The sequence below is a fragment of the Macrococcus sp. S115 genome (assembly GCF_030067655.1).
GTDB lineage: Bacteria > Bacillota > Bacilli > Staphylococcales > Staphylococcaceae > Macrococcoides > Macrococcoides psychrotolerans.
The window spans coordinates 21,178-46,678 of sequence record NZ_JASJES010000004.1 but is presented as its reverse complement, the minus strand read 5'-3'; the positions used below and the strand labels follow the sequence as shown (position 1 = coordinate 46,678).

The following is a 25,501-nucleotide window of genomic DNA, read 5'->3' as shown; positions in this document are numbered from 1 at the left end:
CTATTGCAATACGTTTCCTAGTCTTTTGATTTCTATTCCAACCGTACATTTCTTTATACAGTAATTATGTGCGAACGTCTTATTATGTTCTTTACGATGATATTCTTTTAAGAGACAATGACTACAATAATGGTCATTGAGCTTATCAATAGTACGTAACGTAATTTGCTGATCACTATTCAATAAATCCACCTCATACGATATTATAACAAATTTATATATTTAAGCATGATGCTTTGCTTAACACATGTTGCATTAATACATTTATACCACTATAATACTTAAGTTAACTTTAAAAGGAGGTTTATTATGACAAATGAACTATGGGCTATCGCTGCATTTATCATGACATTTGTGATGCTCGTTATTATGTATAGGTTCTTTGGCAAAGAAGGACTTTTTGTATGGGTTGCAGTGGGCACAGTCATCGCAAATATTCAAGTCACTAAATCAGTTGAACTTTTCGGAATCACTGCAACGCTAGGAAATGTATTATTTGCATCAATTTACCTGGCAACAGACATTTTGAATGATCGTTACGGCAGACAAGTTGCTAAGAAAGCTGTATGGTTAGGCTTTTCATCCGCAATAATAATGACCGTTTTAATGACGATATCTTTACAATTCCATCCAGCTACAAACGATATTGCACAGCAAAGTCTTAAGACATTATTCGGGGTTGTACCAAGAATCGTACTCGGTTCAATTGTTGCTTATATTATCGGGCAGTACGTGGATGTCTATCTTTTCAATTTGATTAAAAAACGTTTTTCTTCTGATCGTACATTCATTGTAAGAGCTTATGGCAGTACAGTATTCAGCTCAATTATCGACACCGCACTATTCACATTGATTGCCTTTACAGGCCTCATGCCAGGAAATGTTCTTTTTGAAATCTTTATGACCACATATCTATTTAAACTTTTGTCTACTATTTTCAATGTCCCGTTCGGATACTGGGCGAAATCGTTCCATAAAGAGGAAGCATGATGACCCAAGTTTATATAGACGCAGCAACGAGACAAGATCCTTTACAAAGTGCTTGTGGTATTATTTTCAGACATAATTCTGACATTGTAGAGTACGGTGAGTATTTAGGAGATATTGATAATCATCATGCGGAATGGCAGAGCCTGATTATCGCTCTCAAATTGAGTCTACAAAATAACTACACGTCATTACTTATAAAAACAGACTCCAAAATTGTCGCTGATTCTGTACAGAAAAAGTTTGTAAGAAAAGAAGCCTATAAAAATTATCTCAAGGAATATCTAGTGCTTGAATCTCAGTTTGAACTTATCATTTTAGACTGGATACCTAGAGCAGAGAATAAGCATGCAGATACAATCGCAAGAAGAACATTAAACAGATATAGCTGAGCTATATCTGTTTAATGTTCTGTTCTAATATATAAAGTACACCACTCTCATTATTAGAAGGCGCGATAGCACTCGCGTAAGATTTCACCTTACGAGGTGCATTTATCATTGCATAACTGTGACTTGACAGTTTGAACATTTCTATATCATTTTCTCCATCACCAAAGACAACAAGGTCATCCCTACCTACACTTAATTGTTCCATCACTATTTTAAGCATATGCGCTTTATCTGCATAGGCTGTAATATCTATACAGTGCGCTCCGCTATAGACACAATCTAAACTTGCAGGAAGCAACTCAATTATATGTGAAAGTTCATCAGCGGCAGCCGTGACTGTAATTTTCAATACAGATTCATCAATATCATCATTAACAGTAAACACCTTGATATCTGGATAATAGGGCTGTATCATCCTTCGGTAACTTTCTGAAGCTGTCTGGTGAATAAAGGCATTGTTTATCGTTGATACTACAAACTCATAATTTGTATCGATAAGACGTGTTATCGCTGTACAAACATCACGTTGCGCAATCAACTTATATCTCTTTATATCATCTAACTCAAGCGATGCGCCATTGGCACCAATATAAATAATGTCATTGTACTCAGCAAAAAAATATTTTAAATACGAAGAGTGATTACTGCTGGCTACAACGAAACGAATATTATTGTGCAGCATTTTATCATAAATATGTTTAAACCTTACCTCGTCATATTCGTTATTATCATTTAAAAAAGTACCATCCATATCTACCGCAACTAACTTCATTTAGATTTTCCTTTCACGTGAAACATCGTATTCAAAGTATATTTTGTTGATTTCCCTATACCAACCTTCTTTATCTCATCATCTTTTTGAAGGCTCACTAAGGCGCGCTCTATTGTTTTTCTGCTGATATCAGCCAGCTTAAGTTCAATATCCGTTCTAGATAAAGGTGTAAATGACTGATTAATTACTTCCAGCACTCTATAATAGGGATCGTATTTGTTCATATTAATCAGTTCGAACTGATTAAAAAACTGCTCATAACATTGATGGATAATCTCGAGATAAAAACAGTAAAAGTCAACAAACGGACTATCTGGCTGCATCACTTCAAGATACTCATCTGCTCTTTCGGCTATGTATTGCTCTATATTATGGTACTTCACAACAATAAATCCGCTTTTAAGCAGCAGCAATGTTAAGAGTAGATGGGTTAATTTACGATTATCTTCCTCAAATATATGTTCTTTATTAAAAGAGTATATAAAGGTGAGAACTCGTTCAAGCGCATTATAATGATCACTTATCTGTTCATAATATGCTTGAGTTGAAGTGTGCAACATAGATGTATTTTGCTGTTTTATCTTTTCAATCATTGCATTATTACCCAATGACATTTCAAGATAAATACGTTCAATTTCTATAGGTAATAAATCAATAAACTCATAATCATTAAATATGTATACTAACGCATCTCGATAACCCATTAAAATCATATCATCATTATTTTTAATACTACTTTTATAGTCCACCATCTGAATCAGTTTGGTATTTGCAAAATAGAAGCTATCTAATTGCATTGTATATTTAAGAGCATTAATCATTGTAATTCTTTGTAATTTTTGCAAAGCAGTGTGATGTCTCTCGCCGATAAGACGCTGCATGCCTTTATACTCATATATCTGTGTTGCAAGATCCAATATTTTCAGTTGTTTAGTATCGAATATATAACTCATAATCCCACCCTTTCCTCAGTCAATTAATTATAATTGACTGAGGAAATGATATCAATCTAAAAATTATTTTCCAATCAGAAATCTACTTACAGATTTTAACTCATGCTTATCACAGACACTTCTTATAAACTCATAATCAGAAACATACGACATACGTTTTTTTATATCCTCAAGGTTGATAGGTACCTCTGTATGAATTTCAGCTAAACGTCTCGAAATTTTCAAAGCATCGATCGATGTCATGATTTTGTTTTGCTGTCCTTTTGGCAATTCTTCTAATGAAGCTAGAACGCCGCTCACATCTCGATAAGACTGGATCAATTTTACCGCCGTTTTTTCTCCTATACCTTTAACGCCGGGATAACCATCCGCTGTATCACCCATAAATGCTTTAACATCGATAAGTTGCTTTGGTTTAAGGTGATATTCTTCTTCAAATCGATTCAAATCGTACTTGCTATATATACTGAAACCTTTTTTTATAAGCCAAATTTCAATATTTTCATCTAATATCTGCAGTAGATCTCGGTCGCCGCTTATTACAGTGATATGGTATTCCTTATCAAGATATTTCGCTAACGTACCAATAACGTCGTCTGCCTCAAATTGATGAACCCCTATATTAACAAATCCTAGTTCTTCTGAAATGCGCTGCGCCATTTCAAACTGTGGAATCATCTCCTCTTGTGGTGCAGGACGATGCGCCTTGTAATTACTATCGATGTCATTTCTGAAAGTTTTGGCACCCATATCCCAGCATACAATGACGTGTGCTGCATGCGTGTCTTCGATCGCGCTAATTGCATGCTTTATAAACCCTTGCACACCATTCGTAGGTATACCCTCATGATTTCTCATATAGTTTCCATGAAGACTTGTTGCAAAGAAGTGTCGAAATAACAATGCCATCCCATCTATAATCAGTACATTTTTCATATTAATCTCCAGTCTCAATTTTATCAGGATAAAACGATATCCATTCAGAAAAGCTATCTGCATATAATGCCACGTCTCTATCCACAGATCTTAATGCCGCACGGTCATTTATATATCCGCCTTCAAATCAATAATTATACGGAATATTGATTTGAAGGAATGTGACCACCAACCGCATCGATTGGTTCAAGCAATCCTATAAACCTCTCCTAAGATCTCGCATCTACAAGTATACGTTCTTCATCATTTTTCAACAAGGGTTCTATATCTAAAAATATTGATTTGTTATAATTCAATTTTTCATCGTCAATATTAATTTTTCATCCGTCATATATCATCTATTGACGGATGAAAAATATTTTATGATACAAAATATTGTGAAAAGCATCCAAATCTTCATAACTTCCATCAATAATATAGCAATCTCATCCGACGAGATGACATAAATATAGGATAGGTAAAAATACTATTTTGTATGTGCTTCTGATTAAACTGTTCAAGCTTCTGTGTATCATTATCCATATTTTCATGAATTCATCTCTAATTGCTTTAATGCTGATTTAATTTCAGAAATGACACTATCATCAATTGAAGTAGCACGCTTTTCGATAATTTCTTCAGATATATTTTTATTCTTCTCATCAATATGTGTTTCTAATGCTCCGATACCATTTTCGATTTCAGTTATTATATAGCTTTCATATTTAAGGAGTACTTGATTGATTACCGTCATGGATTGCTCATGTATATTTTCAAATAGCTCATTTCTTGAATTCATATTCTTAAGCTGCTTTTCCTTTACTACTGGAAATACGAGTTGTTCTATTTCATTGACAATGGGATTCAGCTTCATTTGATTTAATTTCAAAATAAATGAGTCAAATACTATATCTTCTGCAATCTCATATTCTATAAGGGCTGCCTTCGTGAGAGAAGTTTCGTCTCTATAACTCTGGATCGCAGCTTTATTGATTCTCGGTACAATGAACTGAAATTCATTAAGTAGTTTACTTTCTACAGATGCTTTAAAACTTTTTTCGATCATATTCAATTTTTGAGAAGTATTTACTTCTGACTTGATAACATCATAAAGCTGGATCTTCATCTTATCACGTAAGTAACTTACCTGTTCATGCAGTAGTTGTTTTATATCACTTAATACTCTACTAACTATATTCCATTCTAATGGCGGCTCTTTCTGCCACACATCATACTGTAAATTTCTTCTATTTTGCTTTGCAATATACGCTTTATAATCATCTCTCATAAATTGCGCACTTCGAACGATACGCGATGCATTGCTATTAAACTGATGTATCTTTTGAATTTTACTCGTAGAATCTACGAAATGTTCAATTGCTTCAGCAAACACGTTAAAACGTTCATCATAACCACCTAATGCTTGTTTACTAGAAACTGAATAAATCCTATCTTCAATGTTCAGCTGGTCGAGTTCAGTTCTTAAATAATCCTCTACTGCAACTAGTTCTTCGTCATTTTTTCTTAAGTCCACTGCATTGATAACAAAGAAATTTTCACTCGCTTCATTCATTACTTCAATTTCATTTAAGTAAGATAGAAATGCTTTGTCCTTCTCTGTGAACACGTGATTATAATATGAAACATATATGAGTAAATCGCTATCCGCAATAATCTCTGTCGTTTCCATCGTATGTCTGCTATTCGTACTTCCTGTTCCAGGTGAATCTATAATAACCTTGTTTTTAAGGAAATCATTTTCTAGACCTATTTTTATACGATTGACGAACGCTGCGTGCTCATCTTGTGCCGTATATTTATCAATCTCATTTTTATCTATTTCAATCGTCTGTCCATTTGATAAGTATGCTTTATAGTGATGATATTGTTTGATCACACCAGATGCGAAGCTTTTATCTTCATCAGAAAAATCATTTATCTTGTTTTTATTTTTTTCTATCCATGACTCAATGGTATTCATATTTTCACTTACTGAACATGATATCCCATTAAGCTTGTTAAGCAGCATATCTTCTGTCTTAAATGTTACAAAATGCTGTTGCCCATAATACAGTTCGGTAATACTTGCTGTTGTAGGATTCGGAGAAGAAATTAAGATTCTTTCCTGTAACAACGCATTGATGAGGGCACTTTTACCCGCACTAAATGCTCCGAATACAACTATTTTAGTTTCATCATTGTGAATTCTATCAAGCTGTGCTTCTAGCTTACGCATATCTGATTTAAAATAGTCAACCGTTTTAAAGGTTTCATAGACTTCAATATTCAGTGAATCTTGTCTACCTTTTCTATCATTAATAATGCTCTGCTTGTTCACCACTTCATCAGTTTCATTAATAGACAATGTTACATACCTTCTATCTATTAATTTATCGATAGATTCTTCCAGATGAATATAGTAATGCATATAATTTTTAGTAGTGACTGACTCCATTAACTTTTCATTATTTAGATAATCATCAAATAGGATGCTTTTATCTGAAGTATGATTTGTAGTATTTAATTTAGACATATTTATACTTTTTATGAACTTTTCAAGCCAGACTTTTTGTTGCTGCACAATCTTTTTCTCTATGAATGTCTTTAATTGTTCAGAATAGATTAGAATATATTCTTTTGTAACTTCCGGCTGTGGTTTGCTCAGCGCTTTAACATCCTCTTTTGTAATATGATAGTAAATATCATCAAGTAACGCTGGTTGTTCACTATATTTCATATACTGTTCATAATAATTTTTTAGTTGGAAATTAATCTGTTTATCCAGTAGATCATTAAGCATTTCGATGACACTATCTATTTTTTCGTTTTGAATACTCTCAAGCTTTGCCTGTTTATTGAAGAATCCACCTACTTTATAGTTTGTAGCAAAGGTCTCAAGCATCGCACCTATCTTTTCCCTCAGTTCAAAAGGGATTAAATAAGCATTCTTAACAATGTTCCGTACTTCTTTTAATAATTGTTCCGTACGATTATCCTGCATCAATAGTTGCTGCTCACTGTTCAGACTCTGCTGTATATGAAGCTCGTCTAGGGCATGAGATATATCTGCTTCATCTACCTCGAGCTGTTCTAATAGCCTATCTTTTCTTTGATTTAGATAGTTTATCTGTGCGCGTTCAATATAATCGATGATTCTATTGTAGAAATCTCTATCTGCAGTTAAATCATTTACTTGCTGATTAAGTTGTTCCTTTAATTGATCAAACTGATTATGTTCAGAAGCGTAGATTGAAGTATAATAAATAGCTTCAACGTTTAAGTTCCACATCTTAATGTTTTGTTCTACTTTTTCTTTGAATGCCGTAAAGAGGATTTCATTTTCATCATGTTTATCAACCTGATTAATCAAGAGAACAACTGGAACGCCCAGTTCATTCATCATCTTAATCTGTCTGAAGTTCTTTTCTGCGTTCACATGATTATATTCCACCGTATAAAAAACGATGTCGCTGATGAGTAGATATTTCATTGTGCTCTGTTCATGATTTTTGAACGTTGCATCAATACCTGGTGTATCCTGAATTACTGTACCTTCTGGAAATGCAAGGTTTTGTTTATGAATCTCTACCGATTCTATATCTGTATTCAAAGTATTCACCTTTTTAACAGTTTCATAGCTCTCGACGTCACTATAAGTCTGGTTGTCCATATTTATTCTTATTAGGTCTACACTATCTTTAATAATTTGAGCCGTATTACTCGTTGTCGGAATCGGAGAGCTAGGTAAAATATCCTCATCACATATCTTATTAATCAAAGATGATTTTCCTGAAGAAAAATGACCGATAAAACTTAATACAATATAATCTGAATAAACTTTTTTTATCACTTCATTGATTTGATTCAATAATAAAGTGTTGTCTGACTTTTCCACTTCTTTTTTCAGTTGATATAATCGTTTGATCTGCTCTTTATTATCCATGTTCTACCTCATTACCTCTTTATTTGTGAAAAATATAACGAAATATCCAAAAGTGTGATATTTATCACATTAATAAACCAGTTACTCTATTATTATAAAGAAAGAAAAGCTATTAAGAAAGGGTGTTCAATGTGAATGATGATAAAAATTTGAATCAAACTAAAGATCCAATTCAAGTCAATGAAGACGTTCATCATGATTTAGATTTGCGTGGAACAATGGCTGCTGTACTTGCTTTAGGAGCAATATTTGTTATCACTTGGTTTGCAATTTTTGTACTATTTATAGAACGAATTTAGGAGGGGAATACATTGCATAAGTTTGAAAAAATCTGGCTTGGTCTAGGTATGGGCTCATTAATTTTATTTTTAGGGATTATTTTTGTTTCTGCATTACATAATGGTCATGAGCCTATCGCAAGCGGCCGTGAATTCATTGCGCCGGAGCTTATTGATAAAGATGAAGTATTTAGTAACCCAGGATTACATAAAGTTGAAGGAAAAGACTGGGATTACGAACTTGTATTTGTTGTTTCAGCATTCAACTACAACCCAGGTAAAGTTGAAATTCCAAAAGGATCAAAAGTAAAAATTATAGCAACAAGTAGAGATGTTGTACATGGCTTTGAAATTGCACAGACAAATGTCAATATGATGATTGAACCAGGTCACATTTCTAAATTTATAAAAACTTTTGATAAAAAAGGTGAATATCTGTTACTTTGTAATGAATACTGTGGCACAGGTCACGCAGATATGAAATCAAACATTAAGGTGGTTGATCAATAATGAGCGAATATAAATTGGATAGTGGGACTTTTGATGAACGTGCTTCGTTCAGAAATCATCATAGAGAAGAAATGGAAAATCGAGTTGAAATGTCCAAACCAGATGGTAAGTTGATTATGGCTCATATGTATGTTGCGATAGTTTGTTTAATCATCGGTGGATTGGCAGGATTAGTTCAGACTTTAGTCCGCTCTGGAACTTTAGAGTTACCCGCTGGTATTGGATATTATCAGATTCTTACGGTACATGGGATCATTCTCGCATTAGTTTTGACTACATTCTTTATCATGGGATTCCAGACTGCTGCAGTCATTCGTACTTGCGGAAAGCTTAGTCCATTACAACGTAAGCTTGTGTGGATCGGTTTTTGGGTAATGCTAATCGGTACTGCAATGGCAGCAACAATGGTTCTACTTAATAAAGCAACTGTGTTATATACTTTCTATGCTCCACTTAAAGCGCATGTTATCTTCTATGTAGGTATGGCATTAGTTATTGTTGGTTCATGGATTTCTGCAGCTGGACAAATTATGCGTTACGCACAATGGAAAAAAGAACATAAAGTCCAAAAATCACCTCTTTTATCTTACATGGTAGTAATTAACAATGTCATGTGGATTGTATGTTCAATAGGTGTTGCTTCTACAGTATTATTCCAGATGATTCCATGGTCTCTAGGATTAGTTGAGCGCATCGATGTTTCACTTAGTCGTACGTTATTCTGGTACTTCGGTCATGCATTAGTATATTTCTGGTTACTGCCAGCCTATATGTCATGGTATGCAGTAGTACCAAAGATTATAGGTGCTAAAGCATTCAGTGATAATCTTGCGCGTATGAGCTTTATGTTATTCTTGTTCTTCTCAATTCCTGTTGGTATTCACCACCAGTTAACTGAACCAGGAATTGACGTTACATGGAAATATGTACAGGTCGTATTAACATTTATGGTCGTTATTCCTTCTTTAATGACTGCATTCAGTCTCTTTGCTACATTTGAAGCATATGGACGAAATAAAGGTGCTAAAGGCTTATTTGGATGGATTAAAACATTACCATGGAACGATGCACGTTTCGTGTTGCCGTTTATCGGAATGGCCGCATTCATTCCTGGTGGTGCCGGTGGATTAGTTAATGCTTCTGCTCAAATGGACCAGGTAGTACATAATACAATCTGGATTACAGGTCACTTCCATTTAACAGTTGCAACAGCAGTCATTTTAACGTTCTTTGGAACAATGTACTGGTTAATACCACATGCTACTGGCCGTGTTATGACAAAAGCAATGAATAAACTCGCTATCGCACAAGGTGTGCTATGGGCAATCGGTATGTCAATTATGTCTGGTGCAATGCACTACATCGGATTATTCGGTGCACCACGTCGTTCAACATATTCTGAATATGGCGGCTCTAAAATAGCAGCAGAATGGATTCCATACCAAGTAATTCAGGCGATTGGTGGAACAATTCTTTTCGTATCCATTATCTTAGTTGTTATCGTATTTATACAGCTTGCATTCTTTGCACCAAAAGGATACGAAGCATTCCCTGTGTCAGAGGCAATGGATGAACATGCACCAGTTTATAAATTCGTTGAAAACTGGAAGTTCTTGCTTGTTGTAACGATTGCATTAATTTTAGTTGCTTACACAGTACCTATTGGTCAAATGTTTATGGATCCACCACCGGGTGCAGCTGGTATGGGTGAAGGCAAACTCTGGTAATAAAAACCATCAAGCATACGCTTGATGGTTTTTATTTTTAATTTAATTATTCTTCACTATTGATCTCATCTATAATTTCTTTAATAGATCTGAAACTCTCTATTTTTAATGCAAAGTCAAAAGTATTGTTAATTACCATCAATTCATCAAATTGATATGTTTGATACAATCTATTAATCTCATTCTTAACTTCATCTTTTCTACCGATATAATATCGTCCTCTGTTCTTGTCAATGATACGTTTGTCCTGATCACTATAGTGCATTTTATTAACCTGCTCAATAGAAGGAATGACTGTATCTCTTCCTTTAGAGACATTTAATAGCCAATGGTCCAAAATACGTCTTTGCATCTCTTTTTCTGCATCATCTTTCACAACGATGATAAAGGAACAAAATATTGTATAGGAGCGCTGCATAAATGCATTAGGAACAAATTCTCGCTGATAAATTTTAATTGCACTCTCTTGATATTTATCACTGATAAAATTTCCGAACACAAAACCAACACCTAATTTTGCTGCCCTTTTAGCACCATTATCAGTCAGCCCTAACGTGAATACCTCAGGATGTGTTTCTATTCTCGGTCCTGCTTTAACACTTCGATAATGGTGTTCTAAAGGCAAAGTGTTACGCATAAAACCTAAAAATTCTTCTAGCATTCTATCATAATCTCTCACCTTACTTTGGGCACCATCTGTTAAAGCTTGTCTCGTGATTTCACTCCCGCCAGGAGAGTTTCCTAGGCCAATCGTCACTCGACCAGGAAACATTGCTTCTAATAAATTTGCATTTTCAGCTACCTTATAAGGACTATATTGTGGCAGAAGGATGCCTGCAGAACCTATATTAATTGAAGACGTTATCGATAATAATCTCGTCATAAGAATTTCTGGTGCATGACTGATTAAACCAGTCGTATTATGATGTTCAGCAACAAAATAGCGATCATATTTTATTTCTTCAGCAAATTGAACAAGTTCTATCGTTTGCATCAATGCATCCATCGGCGTTTCGCCTCGTGACATCGGTACTTGATCTAATATACTTAATTTCATATAATTTCACCTGCTATTCAATATATTTATCATAAATATAAACCCACACAAAACATAAATTTATACTTTGTGTGGGTAACTTGAACATTTTTACGTATTGCTTTCAAATCCTTTTATCTCTCGCCCCAATATTGATAATAGGTACATTCAATATATCCATTGAACAGCTTGCGGCGTTTTGTCGCCTTCTTACCTACTAATACTTCAAATGTCTTCAAACTAGTTAATATATACAACGACCATTTAGGATTCTTTTCGATCAGTTCCCCTAGATAACTGTACATCGCTTCTACCTCTGCTCTTTCACCGATACGCTCTCCATAAGGTGGATTACCTACTATTGCACCTTTCTCACCATTTAGAGTAAGGTCATGGACATTCATCTGCTTGAATTCAATAATATCTCCAAACCCTACTTCAATCGCATTGTTACGGGCAATTTCAACCATATTCGGATCTATATCACTTGCTGTAATCGATATTTCTTTATCATATTCAGCAACTTCTTCTGCTTTAACTCGCTCTTCATCATACATACCTTCAGGAATGATATCCCAGTCCTCACTTACGAAGTCACGATTGAATCCAGGTGCGATATTTTGAGCGATCATTGCAGCTTCTATCGCAATGGTACCTGAACCACAGAATGGATCGATAAATGGTGTTTCCCCTTTCCAGTTAGATAATAATACAAGTGCGGCCGCCAAAGTTTCTTTCATCGGTGCTTCACCTTGAGCAAGACGATATCCGCGTTTATGCAGACCTGCTCCTGATGTATCGATTGTCAGCAATACTTCATCCTTTAAAATTGCGACCTCTACTTTGTATAAAGCACCACTTTCTGAAAGCCATCCTTGCTTGTTATGTGCTTTTTTCAAACGCTCGACAATCGCTTTTTTTACAATCGCCTGACAATCAGGCACGCTAAATAGCTTGGATTTAAGACTACGGCCCTGCACAGGAAACTGTCCATTTTCAGAAATGAAATTTTCCCACGGAATATCCTTCGTCTTATCGAAAAGCTGTTCAAATGTCGTGGCATAAAAACGTCCTACTACTAACTTCACTCTATCCGCACTTCTGAGCCAAAGGTTAGATTTTACAATTGCACGTGCATCACCTTGATATAGTACTCTACCATTTTCAGTCATTGTTTCATATCCTAATGCCTGAACCTCTTTCGCTGCGACAGCTTCCATTCCCATAGGGGTTGTTGCTAATAATTGATACATAATCTACTCCTTGTTTACATAATATTTTTATTGTGTTTTTATTGTAAATTTGATTCACTTCATTTTACCATTGATGTATGCAATAAAAAAAGCCCTCCATATTGGAGAGCTTAAACTAGAAAGATATCTCTATAAGCCATGTTCTGTCCCATAGTACTGCTAGCGAGCCTAGTTACTCTCGTACGCCGGTGATAATCATCTGTCTGTACTTTCATACCTCTTCTATACGTTCATTTCCGCTAGAAAAGTGCTCCTACCAAATTTGGATTGCTCACTCGAGGGGTTTACCGCGTTCCACCTTCTTTATTTCTAAAGAAGCTACGTCACTGTGGCACTTTCAAACTACTAAAACCATATCATAGACTTAGGTTCGTTCGTTGCCGTCAAATTAATGCCCTGGCTTATTGTTTCACCAGGCACGATCACTACAGCCATCTCAGGCATGTGTGAGCATGGACTTTCCTCTATAAATAAATATAGCGATTATCCGAGATATCTTTAATAATTCTATTTATTATAGCATGACTCTATTGATTTCACCATACTATTTACCAAAGACTGCTTTCTCTAAATTAGATATTCTCTTTAATAGATCAAAATTATTTGTAGTAGATACAGTGTTCTCGCTTCTACCAGTAGCAAGTCTCATTCTTAAGTCTTCAATTTCACGTTTTAATTTAACATTCTCATCATTTAATTTTAGAAGATGCTGATTCATATCTGCCATCTTCTGATAATCTTCAATGACATCATCCAGAAAACTGTCCACGTCTTCTGGCTTAAATCCTCTGAACGCGGTACGTTCAAATTCTTTTTCGTATATATCCTTTGCTGATAATTTCAATGTAATATCCGCCATATGCTCACTCCTAATATTCTTTTGCTCTCATATATTCATTTACAAAATCTGATAAATCCTCCAACGTCACAACATCAATATTATATTGATTTTCTGCCGCAAAATCAATCAGTGTCTGCTTGAAAAATTTTGGGCTAGCCTCATGTTCATCATCATAGAAAAGAATTGTACCTTCAGTGTTATCAAGCACAAACTGATCTGTATTCCTAAATTGAAATCCACCTCTATAGACATCGTTGTGTGCAGAGGTTATAAAATCAGCACGCGCACAAATCTGATTGTAATAAAGCTGGTTCTCTTCATTCCATTTGCTATGATGCTCTAGAAACGGTGTGATGATACTCAATTTAACGTCATACATTTTCTTTAGACGAATAACAACTTCAGCTGCCCATAGTTCAACACCGAGCTGACCTTCTATGATGACCCATTCCAATCCATCTTCGATATATTCTTTAAGTTTCTGCTGAAGAAATAATTTAATGTAACGCACTTCAGGCTGCTTGTTATTAAATATATTGAGTTCGTATGGTTTATAACCCGTTATATAGATAGATTTCATGTATTTATCATTCGATTCAAATAATGGAGTTCATGTTTTACAGCCTTAAACTGATCAATAAAAACTTTCTTACTCGTCTTACTAAAGAAACAACTTACAGATAATTCTTTAATGTGGGCAACCATTAGCTGATATTTCTTTTCATTCATTAAAGGTAGACTGATGACTTGTACTTTATAATTTTCAAGCATAGAAAGATGCTTATCAACTTTTTCTGTAAAAGGTTGAACATCCATAACAAAATTAAATTGCTGCCCATCTTTAGAAGCTTTAAAATAATGCTCTATTCTAATGATATCATTCATTAAACTTTCAATACATTGTTGTAACATTTAATGGCTCCTCATCAGTTTTATGATACACTCATTGTATATTATATTTATTATCTTCACAAATAGGATGAATCTATATGGTCAATTACCCAAATGGCAAGCGAAATACGTCTAAAGCACTAGTTACAACAGCAAATAATCATAGTAAAATAGAATATGGAAAAAGAGGAATGCGTTTTGAAGAAGCAATCGACCATGCCAATCAATATTATTTGAAGCAGGATATCGCAGTTATCCATAAGAAACCAACGCCGATACAGATTGTTGATGTAGATTATCCAAAACGTTCTCGGGCCGTAATAAAAGAAGCATATTTCAGAAAAGCCTCTACAACTGATTACAATGGTATTTATAGAGGTAAATATATTGACTTTGAAGCAAAAGCAACGCAAAATAAAACTAGTTTTCCGTTAAATAATATACATGAACATCAAGTAGAGCATATGCAGCAGGTTTCAAAACATGGCGCTATATGTTTTATATTATTTTATTTTTCATTTCATGAAGAAGTTTTCTTACTTCCAATCGAACCATTTTTAAAGTATTGGGACCTGTATAAGAATGAGAAGAAGAAATCCATCCCTATGAATGACATAAAAAAATACGGTTATCATGTGGAAAAAAAATATCAGCCTAGAATCGACTATTTAAAAGTTATAGATCACATATATTTTAATGAATAAATCGAGAGTGAGGAAATTTTAATGGCTAGAAAGAAGAAACGTAATATAAAAAAGTTAATTCTACAAATTGCAGGCGGCATATTTCTTTTATTTGCTGCACTTTTTATTTGTGGAATGCTTCTTTTCCTATATTATGCATACAAAGCACCAAAGTTTAATGAAGCATCGCTTCGTGATCAGCTTCCTACAAAAATTTACGACAAGGATGATAACTTAGTCACCGTTCTACAAATGGGACAAAAACGAGAACAGGTCAAGTTTAAAGACATTCCTGACCAAGTAAAGAATGCTGTACTCGCAACTGAAGACAATCGTTTTTATGAGCATGGTGCTGTCGATTTCAAAAGGTTATCTGGTGCAATATTTAAAAACGTCTCCGGAGGTTTCGGGTCACAGGGTGCGTCTACTTTAACTCAGCAAGTTGTTAAACGATCCTTTCTGACAGACAAAAAATCTATCGAAAGAAAAGCTCAGGAAGCGTATCTTTCCTACAGATTAGAACAAGAATACAGTAAAGATGAAATATTTGAAATGTACCTTAATAAAATTTATTATTCTGATGGTATCTACGGTGTAAAAACAGCTGCAAAATATTATTTTAATAAAGATTTAAATCAGCTTTCACTCGCAGAATCAGCATATCTTGCCGGTCTGCCTCAGATTCCTAACACCTATAATATATATGATAATCCAGAGGCTGCTGAAAAGCGCAAGGATACTGTTCTATATTTGATGAACCGTCATGGCAGAATAACAAAGGCTGAAATGGAAGATGCACAAAATACAGACCTTTCGCAAACTTTAGTGCAGCGTACAGCCGCACAAAGACAGAACCTTGAAGAAAATGATCCGGATTATGCATCTTATATTAACGTGATAAAACAAGAAATTAAGAAGAATAAAGAATTTGAGGGTAAAAATTTACAAGATATATTAACAAGTGGTTTATCTATCTATACTACCATGGATAATAATGTGCAATTATCACTTCAGAATAACACTGATAACATGAACATCTACAAGAATAAATATCAACAGGCTGCTTCTTCTATCGTTGATACGAAAACAGGTGCCCTGATTGCAATTAGTGGCGGAAGAAACTATACAGATGTTGTCGATAGAAATTTAGCTACAGATGTACATCCAGTTGGTTCAACAATTAAACCGTTTTTAAGCTATGGACCTATAATCGAGAACGAACAATGGTCAACAGGACACAGAATTCAGGATGAAGCTGAATATGATATTCACGGCATTAAATTTAAGAACTATGACTCTCAGAATCATGGTAATGTTACAATGAGAGATGCAATAAGACGAAGTTTAAATATACCCGCATTAAAGATATTCCAGGCGGTACAGTCTGAGGCAGGAAATGACGCCTCATATAAATTTGCAAAGAACTTAGGATTAAATTATCCATCTAACGATCTCGGTCCTTCAGAGGCACTAGGGGGATCATCTTCGGAGTTTACTCCTTTACAGATGGCCAGTGCATATGCTGCGTTCGGTAATGGCGGAACATATAATGAATCTCATGCGATTCGAAAGATTGAAACGCAAGATAATGAAACTATAAAATTTGATTTTAATTCTAGAAAAGCAATGGAAGATTATACAGCATATATGATTACTGATATGTTAAAAGGGACATTTGAACCATATGGTACTGCTTACGGTAGTCAGATCCCTGGTTTAAATCTTGCTGCGAAGACAGGAACAGGAACTTATGGCGATGAAACTTACGAAAAATATAATTTACCTGATAGTGCAGCAAAAGATGTTTGGATTGTAGGGTATTCACCACAATATACGATGTCTGTGTGGATGGGCTTCACACAAATGGCACAATATGGTGAGAATTCTTTTGTAGGTCCTGAAGAACAATCGCTTCCAAAAGAACTTTTCAGACAAGTTATGAGTGAAATCAGTCCAATTGATGGTCAAGATTTTGAAATGCCTTCTTCTGTGGAGAAATATGGTGGCTTTCTACAGGTTAAAGGACAATCAGATAATGGATATACAAGTAATGTAAAACCAAATAATACAAATGATGCTGTTCGGGATAATTCTCGGGCAGCTTCTACAAATACTTATCAAAATGACACAAACTATAATACGACACGTGAACCCAACACAACTGAAGCTCGTACAGTAGAAAGTACGACGACTGAACGTCCGACAACTGAACGTGCTACGACTGAACGCCCGACAACTGAACGCCCGACTACACAAGAAGCAGCAACTGAACGTCCGACTGCACAACCCGCTACGACTGAGCGAGCAACAACCGAACCGGCAACGCAACCGGCAACAACTGAACGTGCAACACAGCCTGCTACAAGTGAACCGTAATTAAAAACGAATATATTTATACATTTAAGCCCTTATTTCATTTCAACGCTGTTAATTGAATGAAATAAGGGCTTCTTTTTATTTTTTCTTCTTCAAATCATGGACTGCTTTTAATTTTAAAACTTCTTTCATCATCGTTTTAATTTGTTCATATCCCATATACTGATATTTATGAGATTCAAAGTATTCAATTCGGTCATGGAAGTTTAAAGGTTTCTTGTTATAATCTAACTGTCTTTCTATACTATCAATTTCATTTATTTCATTCAAAATGTTAATAAGCAATAGGTAATAGCGATCAATTTTTTGCTGATTTTCCTTCTGTTTCATTTTTCTGTTCTTAATTGCTTCGTCAATCGATGCTTCAAGTTCAATCAGTTCTTCTTTCATTGGACTATCACCTTATGTCTTTTACGGCCCTCTCTGCACATCTGTAATAATGGACATTCAAGGCACTTCGGATTACGTGCGGTACAATGATAACGCCCAAAGAAAATCAGCTGATGATGTGTCTTATTCCATCGCTCCATCGGAATGTGTTTCGTCAGTGTCGCTTCTACTTGTTTTACATTATCTTTCCATCTGCAAATGCCAAGTCTTTTTGAAACACGCTCTACATGTGTATCTACTGCAAGCGCGGGAATACCAAATGCAACAGAAACGACAACGTTTGCAGTTTTCTGCCCTACTCCTGGAAGTTCAACGAGCGCACTATGAGACTGTGGAATTTGACCATCATATCGATCAATTAGAATCCGACATAATGCCTGAATATTTTTAGCCTTATTTTTATATAGTCCTATTGAGCGTATATCATCCATTAGTTCTTCAATTGAAACTGATAAATAATCTTCCGGAGTCTTATACTTCTGAAACAAAGATTTTGTCACTTTGTTCACTAATACGTCCGTACATTGAGCAGATAGCAGCACAGCAATCGTTAGTTCAAATGGATTGTCATGCACAAGTTCACATTCAGCATCCGGAAACATCTCATCTATAATATCTAACATTTCTAATGTCTTTTTCTTACTTATCATAAGGACTCTCCCCATTTACCCAGTCAAATACAGGAATATCTGGCACTTGCTTTACCAAATTTTTCTGCTTAAACTGTTTACTTACTTCTTTTGAATCCACGACACTTTTAACATTTTTCTTTTTCCAGTTTAACAGAATTCTATCGATATACTTTATACTTAGTTTATTATGCACAGATGCCTCATTTAATGCTTCATTGATTAGATCCAGATGATGGTGATCTTTATCTAGCCAATGATTGATCGTCTGAATTTCAAGTGGTGTCAACGGTCTACCAAATGTCGTTTCAAAACGTTCAAACACCTTCTCAAAATTCAATTGATTATTATGCTGATCTGCGGCTCTAGCTTGTTTTTTTAGAAGTTGATCTAACTGTTCTTCTAGGGAAGAAAAATCAAAAATTTCATTAAACTGTGCGTGATTGTCTTTAACGACGGTTATCTTTAATAGATCTTTACTAATTAAATTCTGGATAATCAGCATGATTTCATTTTGATTGATACTCATCTGTTCTGCAAGCATTTCAAAAGAGGGAAGCTGTTGGTCATCTGATAATTCTATAATTTTCAATATTACCATCAACTCAGTTTCGCTAATGTTTAACAACGGATAATATTTAAATAGCTGATGTGGTATGATCACCGGTTTTTTAAACAGTTCCATAATGCATGCTCCTTTCAACTGTTTATATTAATAATTGCTAGCTGTACATTAAAATCCGAACAATCTAGAAAATATAAACATTTTCAAACATTGTTCGGATTCTCATTTAACTTAATGGATAGAAATAATTATGGGTAGAGACGGTTCAACAGACGAGGGAACGGACTTGTTTCTCTAACATGCTCTACTCCTGATAACCATGCAACTGTACGTTCAAGACCTAATCCGAAACCTGAATGCGGTACGCTACCATACTTTCTTAAATCTGTATAATAGCTATAGGCTTCTGGATCTAAACCATGTTCTTTAATACGTTGTTGTAATAGCTCAAGATCATCGATACGTTCCGAACCTCCGATGATTTCACCATAACCTTCAGGAGCAATCATATCTGCACATTTAACAGTACCCTCTTCTTCCGGGTTCGGCTGCATATAGAACGGCTTGATACTTGTTGGATAATTGATGATGAAGACTGGTTTATCATAATGATTGGCAATTGCAGTCTCATGAGGTGCACCGAAATCATCCCCCCATTCGATATCATCGAATCCTTGTTCTTTTAGGAATTTGATTGCGTCTGTGTATGTTATTCTTGGGAACGGTGTCGTAATCTGCTCTAATTTTGTTGTATCGCGTCCTAGAATCTTTAAATCCAACTGACAATTTTTAAGTACTGATTTTACAAGGTGTGTAACATATTGCTCTTGCACTTCCAGACTATCTTCATGTCTATAGAATGCCATCTCTGGCTCAATCATCCAGAATTCAATTAAGTGGCGACGCGTCTTAGATTTCTCAGCTCTGAATGTTGGTCCGAAAGAGAATACTTTTCCATGTGCCATCGCTGCTGCTTCCATATAAAGCTGGCCACTTTGAGATAAGAATGCATCTTCATCAAAATATTTCGTATGGAAAAGTTCGCTCGTACCTTCTGGTGCTGAACCAGTTAGTATTGGTGGATCAATCTTTGTAAATCCTTGTTCATTAAAAAATTCATACGTCGCTCTAATAATTTCATTTCTAATTTTCATAACGGCATGCTGGCGTTTAGAACGCAACCAAAGATGTCTATGATCCATTAAGAAATCTGTACCATGCGCTTTAGGTGTAATGGGATAATCTACCGCTTCATGAATAACTTCGAGATCGGTTACTTCCATTTCAAACCCAAAGTCAGAACGTTCATCTTCTTTAATCACACCAGTAATGAATAGTGATGATTCCTGTGTAATACCTTTGGCTACTTTAAATAAATCTTCACCAATGGATTCTTTAACAACAACTGCCTGCATAAATCCTGTACCATCACGTAGCTGTAAAAAGGCAATTTTACCACTAGAGCGCTTGTTTAAGATCCATGCACCAATCGTAACTGTTTGACCCACGTAATTAGGTGATTGATTAATTGTAATCTTCGTCATAAAAAATTCTCCATTTCATTGTTATTATAATTATAGTTTACCAATTATCTGCATGAAAGATAAGGGGTGTGCATTACTTTTCTTGATTAATTTGTTCGATAATTTCTGTAAAGTCTTCAATTGTTCCGGATTTGACATGAAAGGACTTTAGAACATGACTAAAGTAGTTTGCATATCGTCCTTCAAGTAGCCTACGATCAAAACAGATAAGCATACCTCTATCCTGTTCATTACGAATTAAGCGTCCTGTTGCCTGATGCAGCTTATTTACAGCACCAGGTAGCTGATAATCCATAAATACATCATTCACTTCATCTCGCATCAGCATAATATTCAGATCATCTGGGTGCATAAATGGTAATGAAATAATCATCACTGTCTTAAATCCATCATACTTAAAGTCTACTCCTTCATAGAACGTCTGAGTTGCTAAGAATATTCCATTGTCAAGCGTATTAAACTGTTCATTTAACTTCGACGTATTAACATCTGATGTCTGAGTAATAATTAACGATGGATCATACAGCTCTACAAGATAACTTCTTAGTATCTCGATCTGACGATAACTATTCATCAGAATCAATACTTTGGAAGATATATTTTCAAGATAATAATGAATATATTGCAGACATGACTCAATATACTGATCCTGTTTCATATAGTTGTAGTTCTGAATATCTGATGGAACAAAGAGTGTTGCCTTATATTTAGAAAATGTATTTTCATACTTGTAAAAATGGTCTAGCGATGGATGGAATTGCTCTAGAAACGACAAGGTCTGCATCGTACCTGATACAAAGACCTTTGATGTAAAACGGTCAAAGATTCTGTTGGTTAATATTTCATTTAATTTAATAGATTTACTTATAAGTGACATTCCCGATTTACTATTATTCTTCATATGAATATACAATTCTTTATAGACCTTTATCTGTATCCATACCGATAAGAAATATTGCTGTACGGTCTCTAATCTCGTTCGTATAGACACATCCATTTCATATGAAAGCAAAACATTAATCATCGAATGAATCTCTTTGAATAATATATATATATCATCATTCTCTTCTACTTTTACCTTTACCACGGATTTAGAGGAATAATTCTCCAGAAGATGGTCAAACATATCATCAATTTTATGATTGAGCTGGCTAATTTCAAAATCCATATCTACAAGCGTATCCAAAGTGTTAGAAGTATTATCTGGAACCGACTTTATCGTCTGTCCAATAATATATTTGATTGTTTGATAATTCAGTGCATCATAAGAATTGTTTAATGCATAATCTAAAAGCTGGTGAGCTTCATCAACAATAAGGTGTTCATAATGATTAAATATATTATCTTTTCTTCTACTTAAAAGATGCGCATGGTTCGTTATACCGATATGCAATGTTTCACTAGAATCCTCATACGAAAAATGTTGATGCTGAGCGTTATCGAACATGGAAGTCATCAATTCAAAATAAATTTTTCTCCCGCCATTTAAATTCAGTCGATCAATATCTCCACCATGTGGTTCCAATAGGTATACGATAAGCTGCATCTTTAAAAGAAGAATATCATGATTCTCTTTCTGATCATCTAGAATAAACGATACAAATTCTAACGATAAGTAATGGCGCCTACTCTTGATAATCTGAAAAGGCACTTTTATCTTCAACGCATGTTCAATTCGTCTTAAATCTTCATCAATGAGTTGATTCTGCAGAAAAATCGTAGATGTAGAAATTAATAGCGACTTCCTATGGGTACTTAAATAATAAACAGCTGCCAGTAAATAACTTATAGTCTTACCACCACCAAGATCGGCTTCAATCGTCAGAACGCTGTCTTCACGTAATTGTCTGTATATGTGCTCAGAAAGCTCACACTGCTTCTCTCGAAATGTATATCCCAGCTGACTGATCGCACGTTTAAAATAGGTGCGATATTCTTCTTCGAATGGATATAAACTTGGATTCTTTTTTGTTGCTTTATTGTAGTAGAGTCCGTTCCAGCTTTCATAATGATGCGCTTGTGTTTGTGAAACTAAGATTTCGAACAAAAGTTCATCACTTGAATAACGCATTCGTTTAGCGAATTGATAGAGCATCTTGATCGTATCCGAAGGGAAAGTCGCAACTTTTTTTATACTTTCAATAAATACTTCTGCAGTTGCGATTGCATCATCGATTGCACGATGTGCACTGCTTAACTTAATTCCAAGATCATCAGCAATAGATTTCAATTGGTATCGCTCTAGCGATGGATAGACAATCTTAAACCAATCAACCGTATCAATGATATAACGGGGCTGAAATTTATGTCCCGATTCACTGAAGTACTTCTGTAGGAACCTTAGATCAAACTGTACATTATGAGCAACAAACACACAGCCATCTAGAAGTTTGATAATATGTGATGCGACATGACTAAAGTTTGGTGCATCTACAAGGTCGATGGCGTCAATTTTGGTGAGAGACTGTATAAAGGCCGGTATTTCGTTATTACAAGCAATAAACGTATCATATGTCTCTATTATTTTTTTATTTTGAACGATTGCAATACCCACTTGGATAATTTCATCACTATCCAGATTATTTCCTGTCGTCTCAATATCGACAACGGCATACTTTCTATTCATAAATTTCACCTACAATTCAATATCAGCACTGATAAATCGATGCATATCACCCTCTGCTGATTTTACGTTCAATGTGCCATCATTATTCAAGGACTCGGCTTGACCAATAATTACACGACTTCCTTCAGTATACTTTAATGTTCGGTCAAATATTAAGGCATATGATTCATATTCATCTTTGATTTCACTAAATGTTCCTGTTAAGAACAAATAATAATATTTCTCAACATTCAGTATTAGTCTTTCAAGGAATTCATATCTATCAATATTATCACCTGTTTCAATATGTAAACTAGTAGCAGTTGATTCAAGTTCATTCGGGAAATCAGTGCGCTGGGTATTTAAATTAACACCAATACCACAAATAATTTGAGTGATATTATCCTGGCTCCCTTTAATTTCTGTTAAGAATCCACTTAATTTCTTTTCATTCAGATAAATATCATTGGGCCATTTTATTTTAACATCTGGATGATAGTATCCAACTGTTTTAGCGAGCGCAAGTGCGATAAATAGATTAAATGTTGTTAGTTTCTGCAAACTGATGTCAGGCTGTAATACGATACTCATCCATAACCCTGTATTGGGCTGCGATGACCAATGACGTTTAAAACGACCTCTACCCTCCGTCTGCTTCTCACTAATCACTATAAAAGGCTGTGATTCTGACAAAGCAATCTTTTCTGCTTCATCCTGAGTAGACTTAAGTTCTTCAAAAATATATCCTTTATTAAATAATGAAGACCTTTCTAATATGCTACTGAGAAGATGACTGTCCCACTGTTTTGGAAAAGCAACAAGCAGATAACCTTTATTACTAATAGATTCAACCTTATATCCTCTGTCCTTTAGTTGGTCAATCGCTTTCCATACAGCAGTTCGTGATATATTTAATTGTTCAGCAATCTTTTGTCCTGACACAGAAGTATTCGACTCGAGCAACATTTTAACGATATCATTTTCATATTTCGACATTACAATCAATCCATTCCAGCAAAGTATTTTTTGTATTCTGCACCTCGTTGTGTAAAACCGCATTCTCGGTGATGCTCAGGATATCTTTTATCCACGGACCACCTTTTCTTTTATAATATTCCATTAGTATTGTACCATTGATTGCAAGACTCTCTCTCGAATGAATGGGTAGCCCGTCGTATATTTCAGAAAGTGACTTCTCATCATAAGACTTATAGTTAATATGAAGATTTTCAATATTAACCGTCCTTGCAAGACTCAGTGTACGTTTCAAGAAATCTAATCCAAAATGATAAAGTAGATATTCGATTGTTCTATCACCTTCTACCAAATGATGCAGTAGCGTTATTGTCTGTTTAATATTTTTCTTTTCAGCATTTGACAACTTCAGTTGCGGAAGTGTCTGTGAAAGTGTCTGATCATGAAGAAATATGTAACTTGAGATGTATTCATAAAGTAGTACCGGCTGGGTAACGATATAAGGCTTCATGTCTTTAAAAAACGGAATATAGCGATTAATTCCAAGTTCAAAAAATAACTTTAATGATCTTGTTACATTTACCCCTGATAAAAGTTTACATAACTCTATTATTATTCTTTCAATTGATACAGACTCAAGATATTGTGCGCTTTCCTTCATATTTTCTAAAGTTTCTTGCTCAATTTTAAAATCTAATACGCTCATAAATCTTAAAGCACGTATAATCCGCAATGCATCTTCTTCAAATCTTAATGCAGGATTACCAACCGCTTGAATTAATTGGTCTTCGATATGTTTTGTTCCGTCAAAATAATCATAAAGTTGATATTTGTCTGCTGCAATCGCATTGACAGTAAAATCTCTTCGTTCCAGGTCTATTTTCAATGACGTTACAAAGTTTACGGAGTCTGGCCTTCGGTGATCCTTATATTCGCCATCCTCTCTGAACGTTGTCACCTCAAATGGGAAGTCGTCAACAAGTACTATAACTGTTCCATGTTCAATCCCGACAGGAATTGTGCGTTCGAAGATACGGATCATCTGCTCTGGAAGACAGTCAGTGGTAATATCGATATCATTGACCGGGATACCCATTAATAGATTTCTAATAGCACCGCCAACGATATAGCCTTTGTATCCATATGATTCTAAAGTTTCGATGATACCGAATGCGCACTTAAATCGATGCTGCTCATGTGGCTGTAATGCCTTTATCATATTCTTGATCTGCATCC

24 protein-coding genes and 1 other RNA gene are annotated in these 25,501 nt (G+C 35.0%); 7 read left to right on the top strand and 18 right to left on the bottom strand.

Features of this window, described 5'->3' with window-relative positions:
• Entirely contained in the window at positions 1-183 is a 183-nt protein-coding gene (locus tag QNJ52_RS06355; protein WP_413474579.1) for a zinc-finger domain-containing protein, read from the bottom strand.
• Between the two features lie 126 nt (positions 184-309).
• Between QNJ52_RS06355 and QNJ52_RS06350 the strand changes: the two genes are divergently transcribed.
• Positions 310-990: a queuosine precursor transporter gene (locus QNJ52_RS06350; RefSeq protein WP_283722141.1), complete on the top strand. Its 681-nt coding sequence runs from the start codon at positions 310-312 to the stop codon at positions 988-990.
• Entirely contained in the window at positions 990-1,379 is a 390-nt protein-coding gene (locus tag QNJ52_RS06345) for a ribonuclease HI family protein (protein WP_219495198.1), read from the top strand. The genes QNJ52_RS06350 and QNJ52_RS06345 overlap by 1 nt, the downstream gene beginning before the upstream one ends.
• A gap of 1 nt (position 1,380) precedes the next feature.
• Here the strand turns inward: QNJ52_RS06345 and QNJ52_RS06340 are convergent, their stop codons facing one another.
• The 4 genes from QNJ52_RS06340 to QNJ52_RS06325 form a co-directional block, all read right to left on the bottom strand.
• Complete coding sequence (locus tag QNJ52_RS06340; RefSeq protein WP_283722139.1) at positions 1,381-2,151, bottom strand: HAD-IIB family hydrolase; 771 nt, start codon at positions 2,149-2,151, stop codon at positions 1,381-1,383.
• A complete protein-coding gene (locus tag QNJ52_RS06335) occupies positions 2,148-3,104 on the bottom strand; it encodes a Fic family protein (protein ID WP_283722138.1) in 957 nt (318 codons plus the stop codon). Before QNJ52_RS06335 ends, QNJ52_RS06340 begins: the two co-directional genes overlap by 4 nt.
• A 63-nt stretch (positions 3,105-3,167) precedes the next feature.
• The gene (locus QNJ52_RS06330; RefSeq protein ID WP_283722137.1) at positions 3,168-4,040 is read right to left on the bottom strand and encodes a 5'-3' exonuclease; all 873 of its coding nucleotides are present in this window, start codon (positions 4,038-4,040) and stop codon (positions 3,168-3,170) included.
• Positions 4,041-4,566: 526 nt separating this feature from the next.
• Positions 4,567-7,962: a dynamin family protein gene (locus QNJ52_RS06325; RefSeq protein WP_283722136.1), complete on the bottom strand. Its 3,396-nt coding sequence runs from the start codon at positions 7,960-7,962 to the stop codon at positions 4,567-4,569.
• Between the two features lie 131 nt (positions 7,963-8,093).
• Between QNJ52_RS06325 and QNJ52_RS06320 the strand changes: the two genes are divergently transcribed.
• The 3 genes from QNJ52_RS06320 to QNJ52_RS06310 all read left to right on the top strand — a co-directional run bounded on the left by QNJ52_RS06320 (position 8,094) and on the right by QNJ52_RS06310 (position 10,477).
• Positions 8,094-8,261 carry a cytochrome c oxidase subunit 2A gene (locus QNJ52_RS06320; protein ID WP_232618435.1) on the top strand — a complete coding sequence of 56 codons (168 nt, stop codon included), beginning with the start codon at positions 8,094-8,096 and terminating at the stop codon, positions 8,259-8,261.
• A 12-nt stretch (positions 8,262-8,273) separates the two neighbouring features.
• On the top strand, positions 8,274-8,750 hold the full coding sequence (locus tag QNJ52_RS06315) for a cupredoxin domain-containing protein (RefSeq protein ID WP_198479482.1): 477 nt from the start codon (positions 8,274-8,276) through the stop codon (positions 8,748-8,750).
• Between the two features lie 71 nt (positions 8,751-8,821).
• The gene (locus QNJ52_RS06310) at positions 8,822-10,477 is read left to right on the top strand and encodes a b(o/a)3-type cytochrome-c oxidase subunit 1 (RefSeq protein WP_283722177.1); all 1,656 of its coding nucleotides are present in this window, start codon (positions 8,822-8,824) and stop codon (positions 10,475-10,477) included.
• Positions 10,478-10,523: 46 nt separating this feature from the next.
• On the opposite strand, the gene QNJ52_RS06305 is transcribed toward QNJ52_RS06310, so the two are convergent.
• The 6 genes from QNJ52_RS06305 to QNJ52_RS06280 all read right to left on the bottom strand — a co-directional run bounded on the left by QNJ52_RS06305 (position 10,524) and on the right by QNJ52_RS06280 (position 14,519).
• The gene (locus QNJ52_RS06305) at positions 10,524-11,534 is read right to left on the bottom strand and encodes an MsnO8 family LLM class oxidoreductase (RefSeq protein WP_283722135.1); all 1,011 of its coding nucleotides are present in this window, start codon (positions 11,532-11,534) and stop codon (positions 10,524-10,526) included.
• A 113-nt stretch (positions 11,535-11,647) separates the two neighbouring features.
• Entirely contained in the window at positions 11,648-12,766 is a 1,119-nt protein-coding gene (locus QNJ52_RS06300; protein WP_219491728.1) for a THUMP domain-containing class I SAM-dependent RNA methyltransferase, read from the bottom strand.
• A gap of 127 nt (positions 12,767-12,893) precedes the next feature.
• Positions 12,894-13,261, bottom strand: an RNA gene (gene rnpB / locus QNJ52_RS06295) — RNase P RNA component class B.
• A gap of 49 nt (positions 13,262-13,310) precedes the next feature.
• On the bottom strand, positions 13,311-13,625 hold the full coding sequence (gpsB, locus tag QNJ52_RS06290) for a cell division regulator GpsB (RefSeq protein WP_283722134.1): 315 nt from the start codon (positions 13,623-13,625) through the stop codon (positions 13,311-13,313).
• Between the two features lie 10 nt (positions 13,626-13,635).
• Complete coding sequence (locus QNJ52_RS06285) at positions 13,636-14,187, bottom strand: SLOG family protein (protein WP_101152410.1); 552 nt, start codon at positions 14,185-14,187, stop codon at positions 13,636-13,638.
• Complete coding sequence (locus tag QNJ52_RS06280) at positions 14,184-14,519, bottom strand: DUF1798 family protein (RefSeq protein ID WP_099483547.1); 336 nt, start codon at positions 14,517-14,519, stop codon at positions 14,184-14,186. Before QNJ52_RS06280 ends, QNJ52_RS06285 begins: the two co-directional genes overlap by 4 nt.
• 77 nt (positions 14,520-14,596) lie before the next feature.
• Here QNJ52_RS06280 and recU point away from each other — a divergent pair, with 77 nt between their 5' ends.
• Positions 14,597-15,202, top strand: a complete 606-nt coding sequence (gene recU / locus QNJ52_RS06275; RefSeq protein WP_283722133.1) for a Holliday junction resolvase RecU — start codon at positions 14,597-14,599, stop codon at positions 15,200-15,202.
• 21 nt (positions 15,203-15,223) lie between these two features.
• On the top strand, positions 15,224-17,557 hold the full coding sequence (locus QNJ52_RS06270) for a transglycosylase domain-containing protein (RefSeq protein ID WP_283722132.1): 2,334 nt from the start codon (positions 15,224-15,226) through the stop codon (positions 17,555-17,557).
• Positions 17,558-17,635: 78 nt separating this feature from the next.
• Here the strand turns inward: QNJ52_RS06270 and QNJ52_RS06265 are convergent, their stop codons facing one another.
• The 7 genes from QNJ52_RS06265 to QNJ52_RS06235 all read right to left on the bottom strand — a co-directional run bounded on the left by QNJ52_RS06265 (position 17,636) and on the right by QNJ52_RS06235 (position 25,499).
• Complete coding sequence (locus tag QNJ52_RS06265) at positions 17,636-17,947, bottom strand: YpoC family protein (RefSeq protein ID WP_283722131.1); 312 nt, start codon at positions 17,945-17,947, stop codon at positions 17,636-17,638.
• Positions 17,944-18,597 carry an endonuclease III gene (gene nth / locus QNJ52_RS06260; RefSeq protein ID WP_283722130.1) on the bottom strand — a complete coding sequence of 218 codons (654 nt, stop codon included), beginning with the start codon at positions 18,595-18,597 and terminating at the stop codon, positions 17,944-17,946. Before nth ends, QNJ52_RS06265 begins: the two co-directional genes overlap by 4 nt.
• A complete protein-coding gene (locus QNJ52_RS06255; RefSeq protein WP_283722128.1) occupies positions 18,587-19,261 on the bottom strand; it encodes a DnaD domain protein in 675 nt (224 codons plus the stop codon). Before QNJ52_RS06255 ends, nth begins: the two co-directional genes overlap by 11 nt.
• 128 nt (positions 19,262-19,389) lie before the next feature.
• The gene (gene asnS / locus QNJ52_RS06250) at positions 19,390-20,685 is read right to left on the bottom strand and encodes an asparagine--tRNA ligase (RefSeq protein WP_219491746.1); all 1,296 of its coding nucleotides are present in this window, start codon (positions 20,683-20,685) and stop codon (positions 19,390-19,392) included.
• Between the two features lie 73 nt (positions 20,686-20,758).
• Positions 20,759-23,311: a helicase C-terminal domain-containing protein gene (locus tag QNJ52_RS06245; RefSeq protein ID WP_283722127.1), complete on the bottom strand. Its 2,553-nt coding sequence runs from the start codon at positions 23,309-23,311 to the stop codon at positions 20,759-20,761.
• 9 nt (positions 23,312-23,320) lie between these two features.
• Positions 23,321-24,286, bottom strand: coding sequence for a biotin--[acetyl-CoA-carboxylase] ligase (locus QNJ52_RS06240; RefSeq protein ID WP_283722126.1), 966 nt, complete (start codon positions 24,284-24,286; stop codon positions 23,321-23,323).
• Entirely contained in the window at positions 24,273-25,499 is a 1,227-nt protein-coding gene (locus QNJ52_RS06235) for a CCA tRNA nucleotidyltransferase (RefSeq protein WP_283722124.1), read from the bottom strand. The genes QNJ52_RS06240 and QNJ52_RS06235 overlap by 14 nt, the downstream gene beginning before the upstream one ends.
• Between the last annotated feature and the right edge of the window lie 2 nt (positions 25,500-25,501).

Coding starts and splice junctions, on each gene's coding strand:
- QNJ52_RS06255 (WP_283722128.1), bottom strand. CDS start 19,261: ATGGAACTGTTTAAAAAACCGGTGATCATACCACATCAGCTATTTAAA.
- nth (WP_283722130.1), bottom strand. CDS start 18,597: ATGATAAGTAAGAAAAAGACATTAGAAATGTTAGATATTATAGATGAG.
- QNJ52_RS06340 (WP_283722139.1), bottom strand. CDS start 2,151: ATGAAGTTAGTTGCGGTAGATATGGATGGTACTTTTTTAAATGATAAT.
- QNJ52_RS06305 (WP_283722135.1), bottom strand. CDS start 11,534: ATGAAATTAAGTATATTAGATCAAGTACCGATGTCACGAGGCGAAACG.
- QNJ52_RS06310 (WP_283722177.1), top strand. CDS start 8,822: ATGGAAAATCGAGTTGAAATGTCCAAACCAGATGGTAAGTTGATTATG.
- QNJ52_RS06345 (WP_219495198.1), top strand. CDS start 990: ATGACCCAAGTTTATATAGACGCAGCAACGAGACAAGATCCTTTACAA.
- QNJ52_RS06240 (WP_283722126.1), bottom strand. CDS start 24,286: ATGTCGAAATATGAAAATGATATCGTTAAAATGTTGCTCGAGTCGAAT.
- QNJ52_RS06265 (WP_283722131.1), bottom strand. CDS start 17,947: ATGAAAGAAGAACTGATTGAACTTGAAGCATCGATTGACGAAGCAATT.
- QNJ52_RS06270 (WP_283722132.1), top strand. CDS start 15,224: ATGGCTAGAAAGAAGAAACGTAATATAAAAAAGTTAATTCTACAAATT.
- QNJ52_RS06280 (WP_099483547.1), bottom strand. CDS start 14,519: ATGTTACAACAATGTATTGAAAGTTTAATGAATGATATCATTAGAATA.
- gpsB (WP_283722134.1), bottom strand. CDS start 13,625: ATGGCGGATATTACATTGAAATTATCAGCAAAGGATATATACGAAAAA.
- QNJ52_RS06350 (WP_283722141.1), top strand. CDS start 310: ATGACAAATGAACTATGGGCTATCGCTGCATTTATCATGACATTTGTG.
- QNJ52_RS06330 (WP_283722137.1), bottom strand. CDS start 4,040: ATGAAAAATGTACTGATTATAGATGGGATGGCATTGTTATTTCGACAC.
- QNJ52_RS06300 (WP_219491728.1), bottom strand. CDS start 12,766: ATGTATCAATTATTAGCAACAACCCCTATGGGAATGGAAGCTGTCGCA.
- asnS (WP_219491746.1), bottom strand. CDS start 20,685: ATGACGAAGATTACAATTAATCAATCACCTAATTACGTGGGTCAAACA.
- QNJ52_RS06285 (WP_101152410.1), bottom strand. CDS start 14,187: ATGAAATCTATCTATATAACGGGTTATAAACCATACGAACTCAATATA.
- recU (WP_283722133.1), top strand. CDS start 14,597: ATGGTCAATTACCCAAATGGCAAGCGAAATACGTCTAAAGCACTAGTT.
- QNJ52_RS06325 (WP_283722136.1), bottom strand. CDS start 7,962: ATGGATAATAAAGAGCAGATCAAACGATTATATCAACTGAAAAAAGAA.
- QNJ52_RS06245 (WP_283722127.1), bottom strand. CDS start 23,311: ATGAATAGAAAGTATGCCGTTGTCGATATTGAGACGACAGGAAATAAT.
- QNJ52_RS06335 (WP_283722138.1), bottom strand. CDS start 3,104: ATGAGTTATATATTCGATACTAAACAACTGAAAATATTGGATCTTGCA.
- QNJ52_RS06235 (WP_283722124.1), bottom strand. CDS start 25,499: ATGCAGATCAAGAATATGATAAAGGCATTACAGCCACATGAGCAGCAT.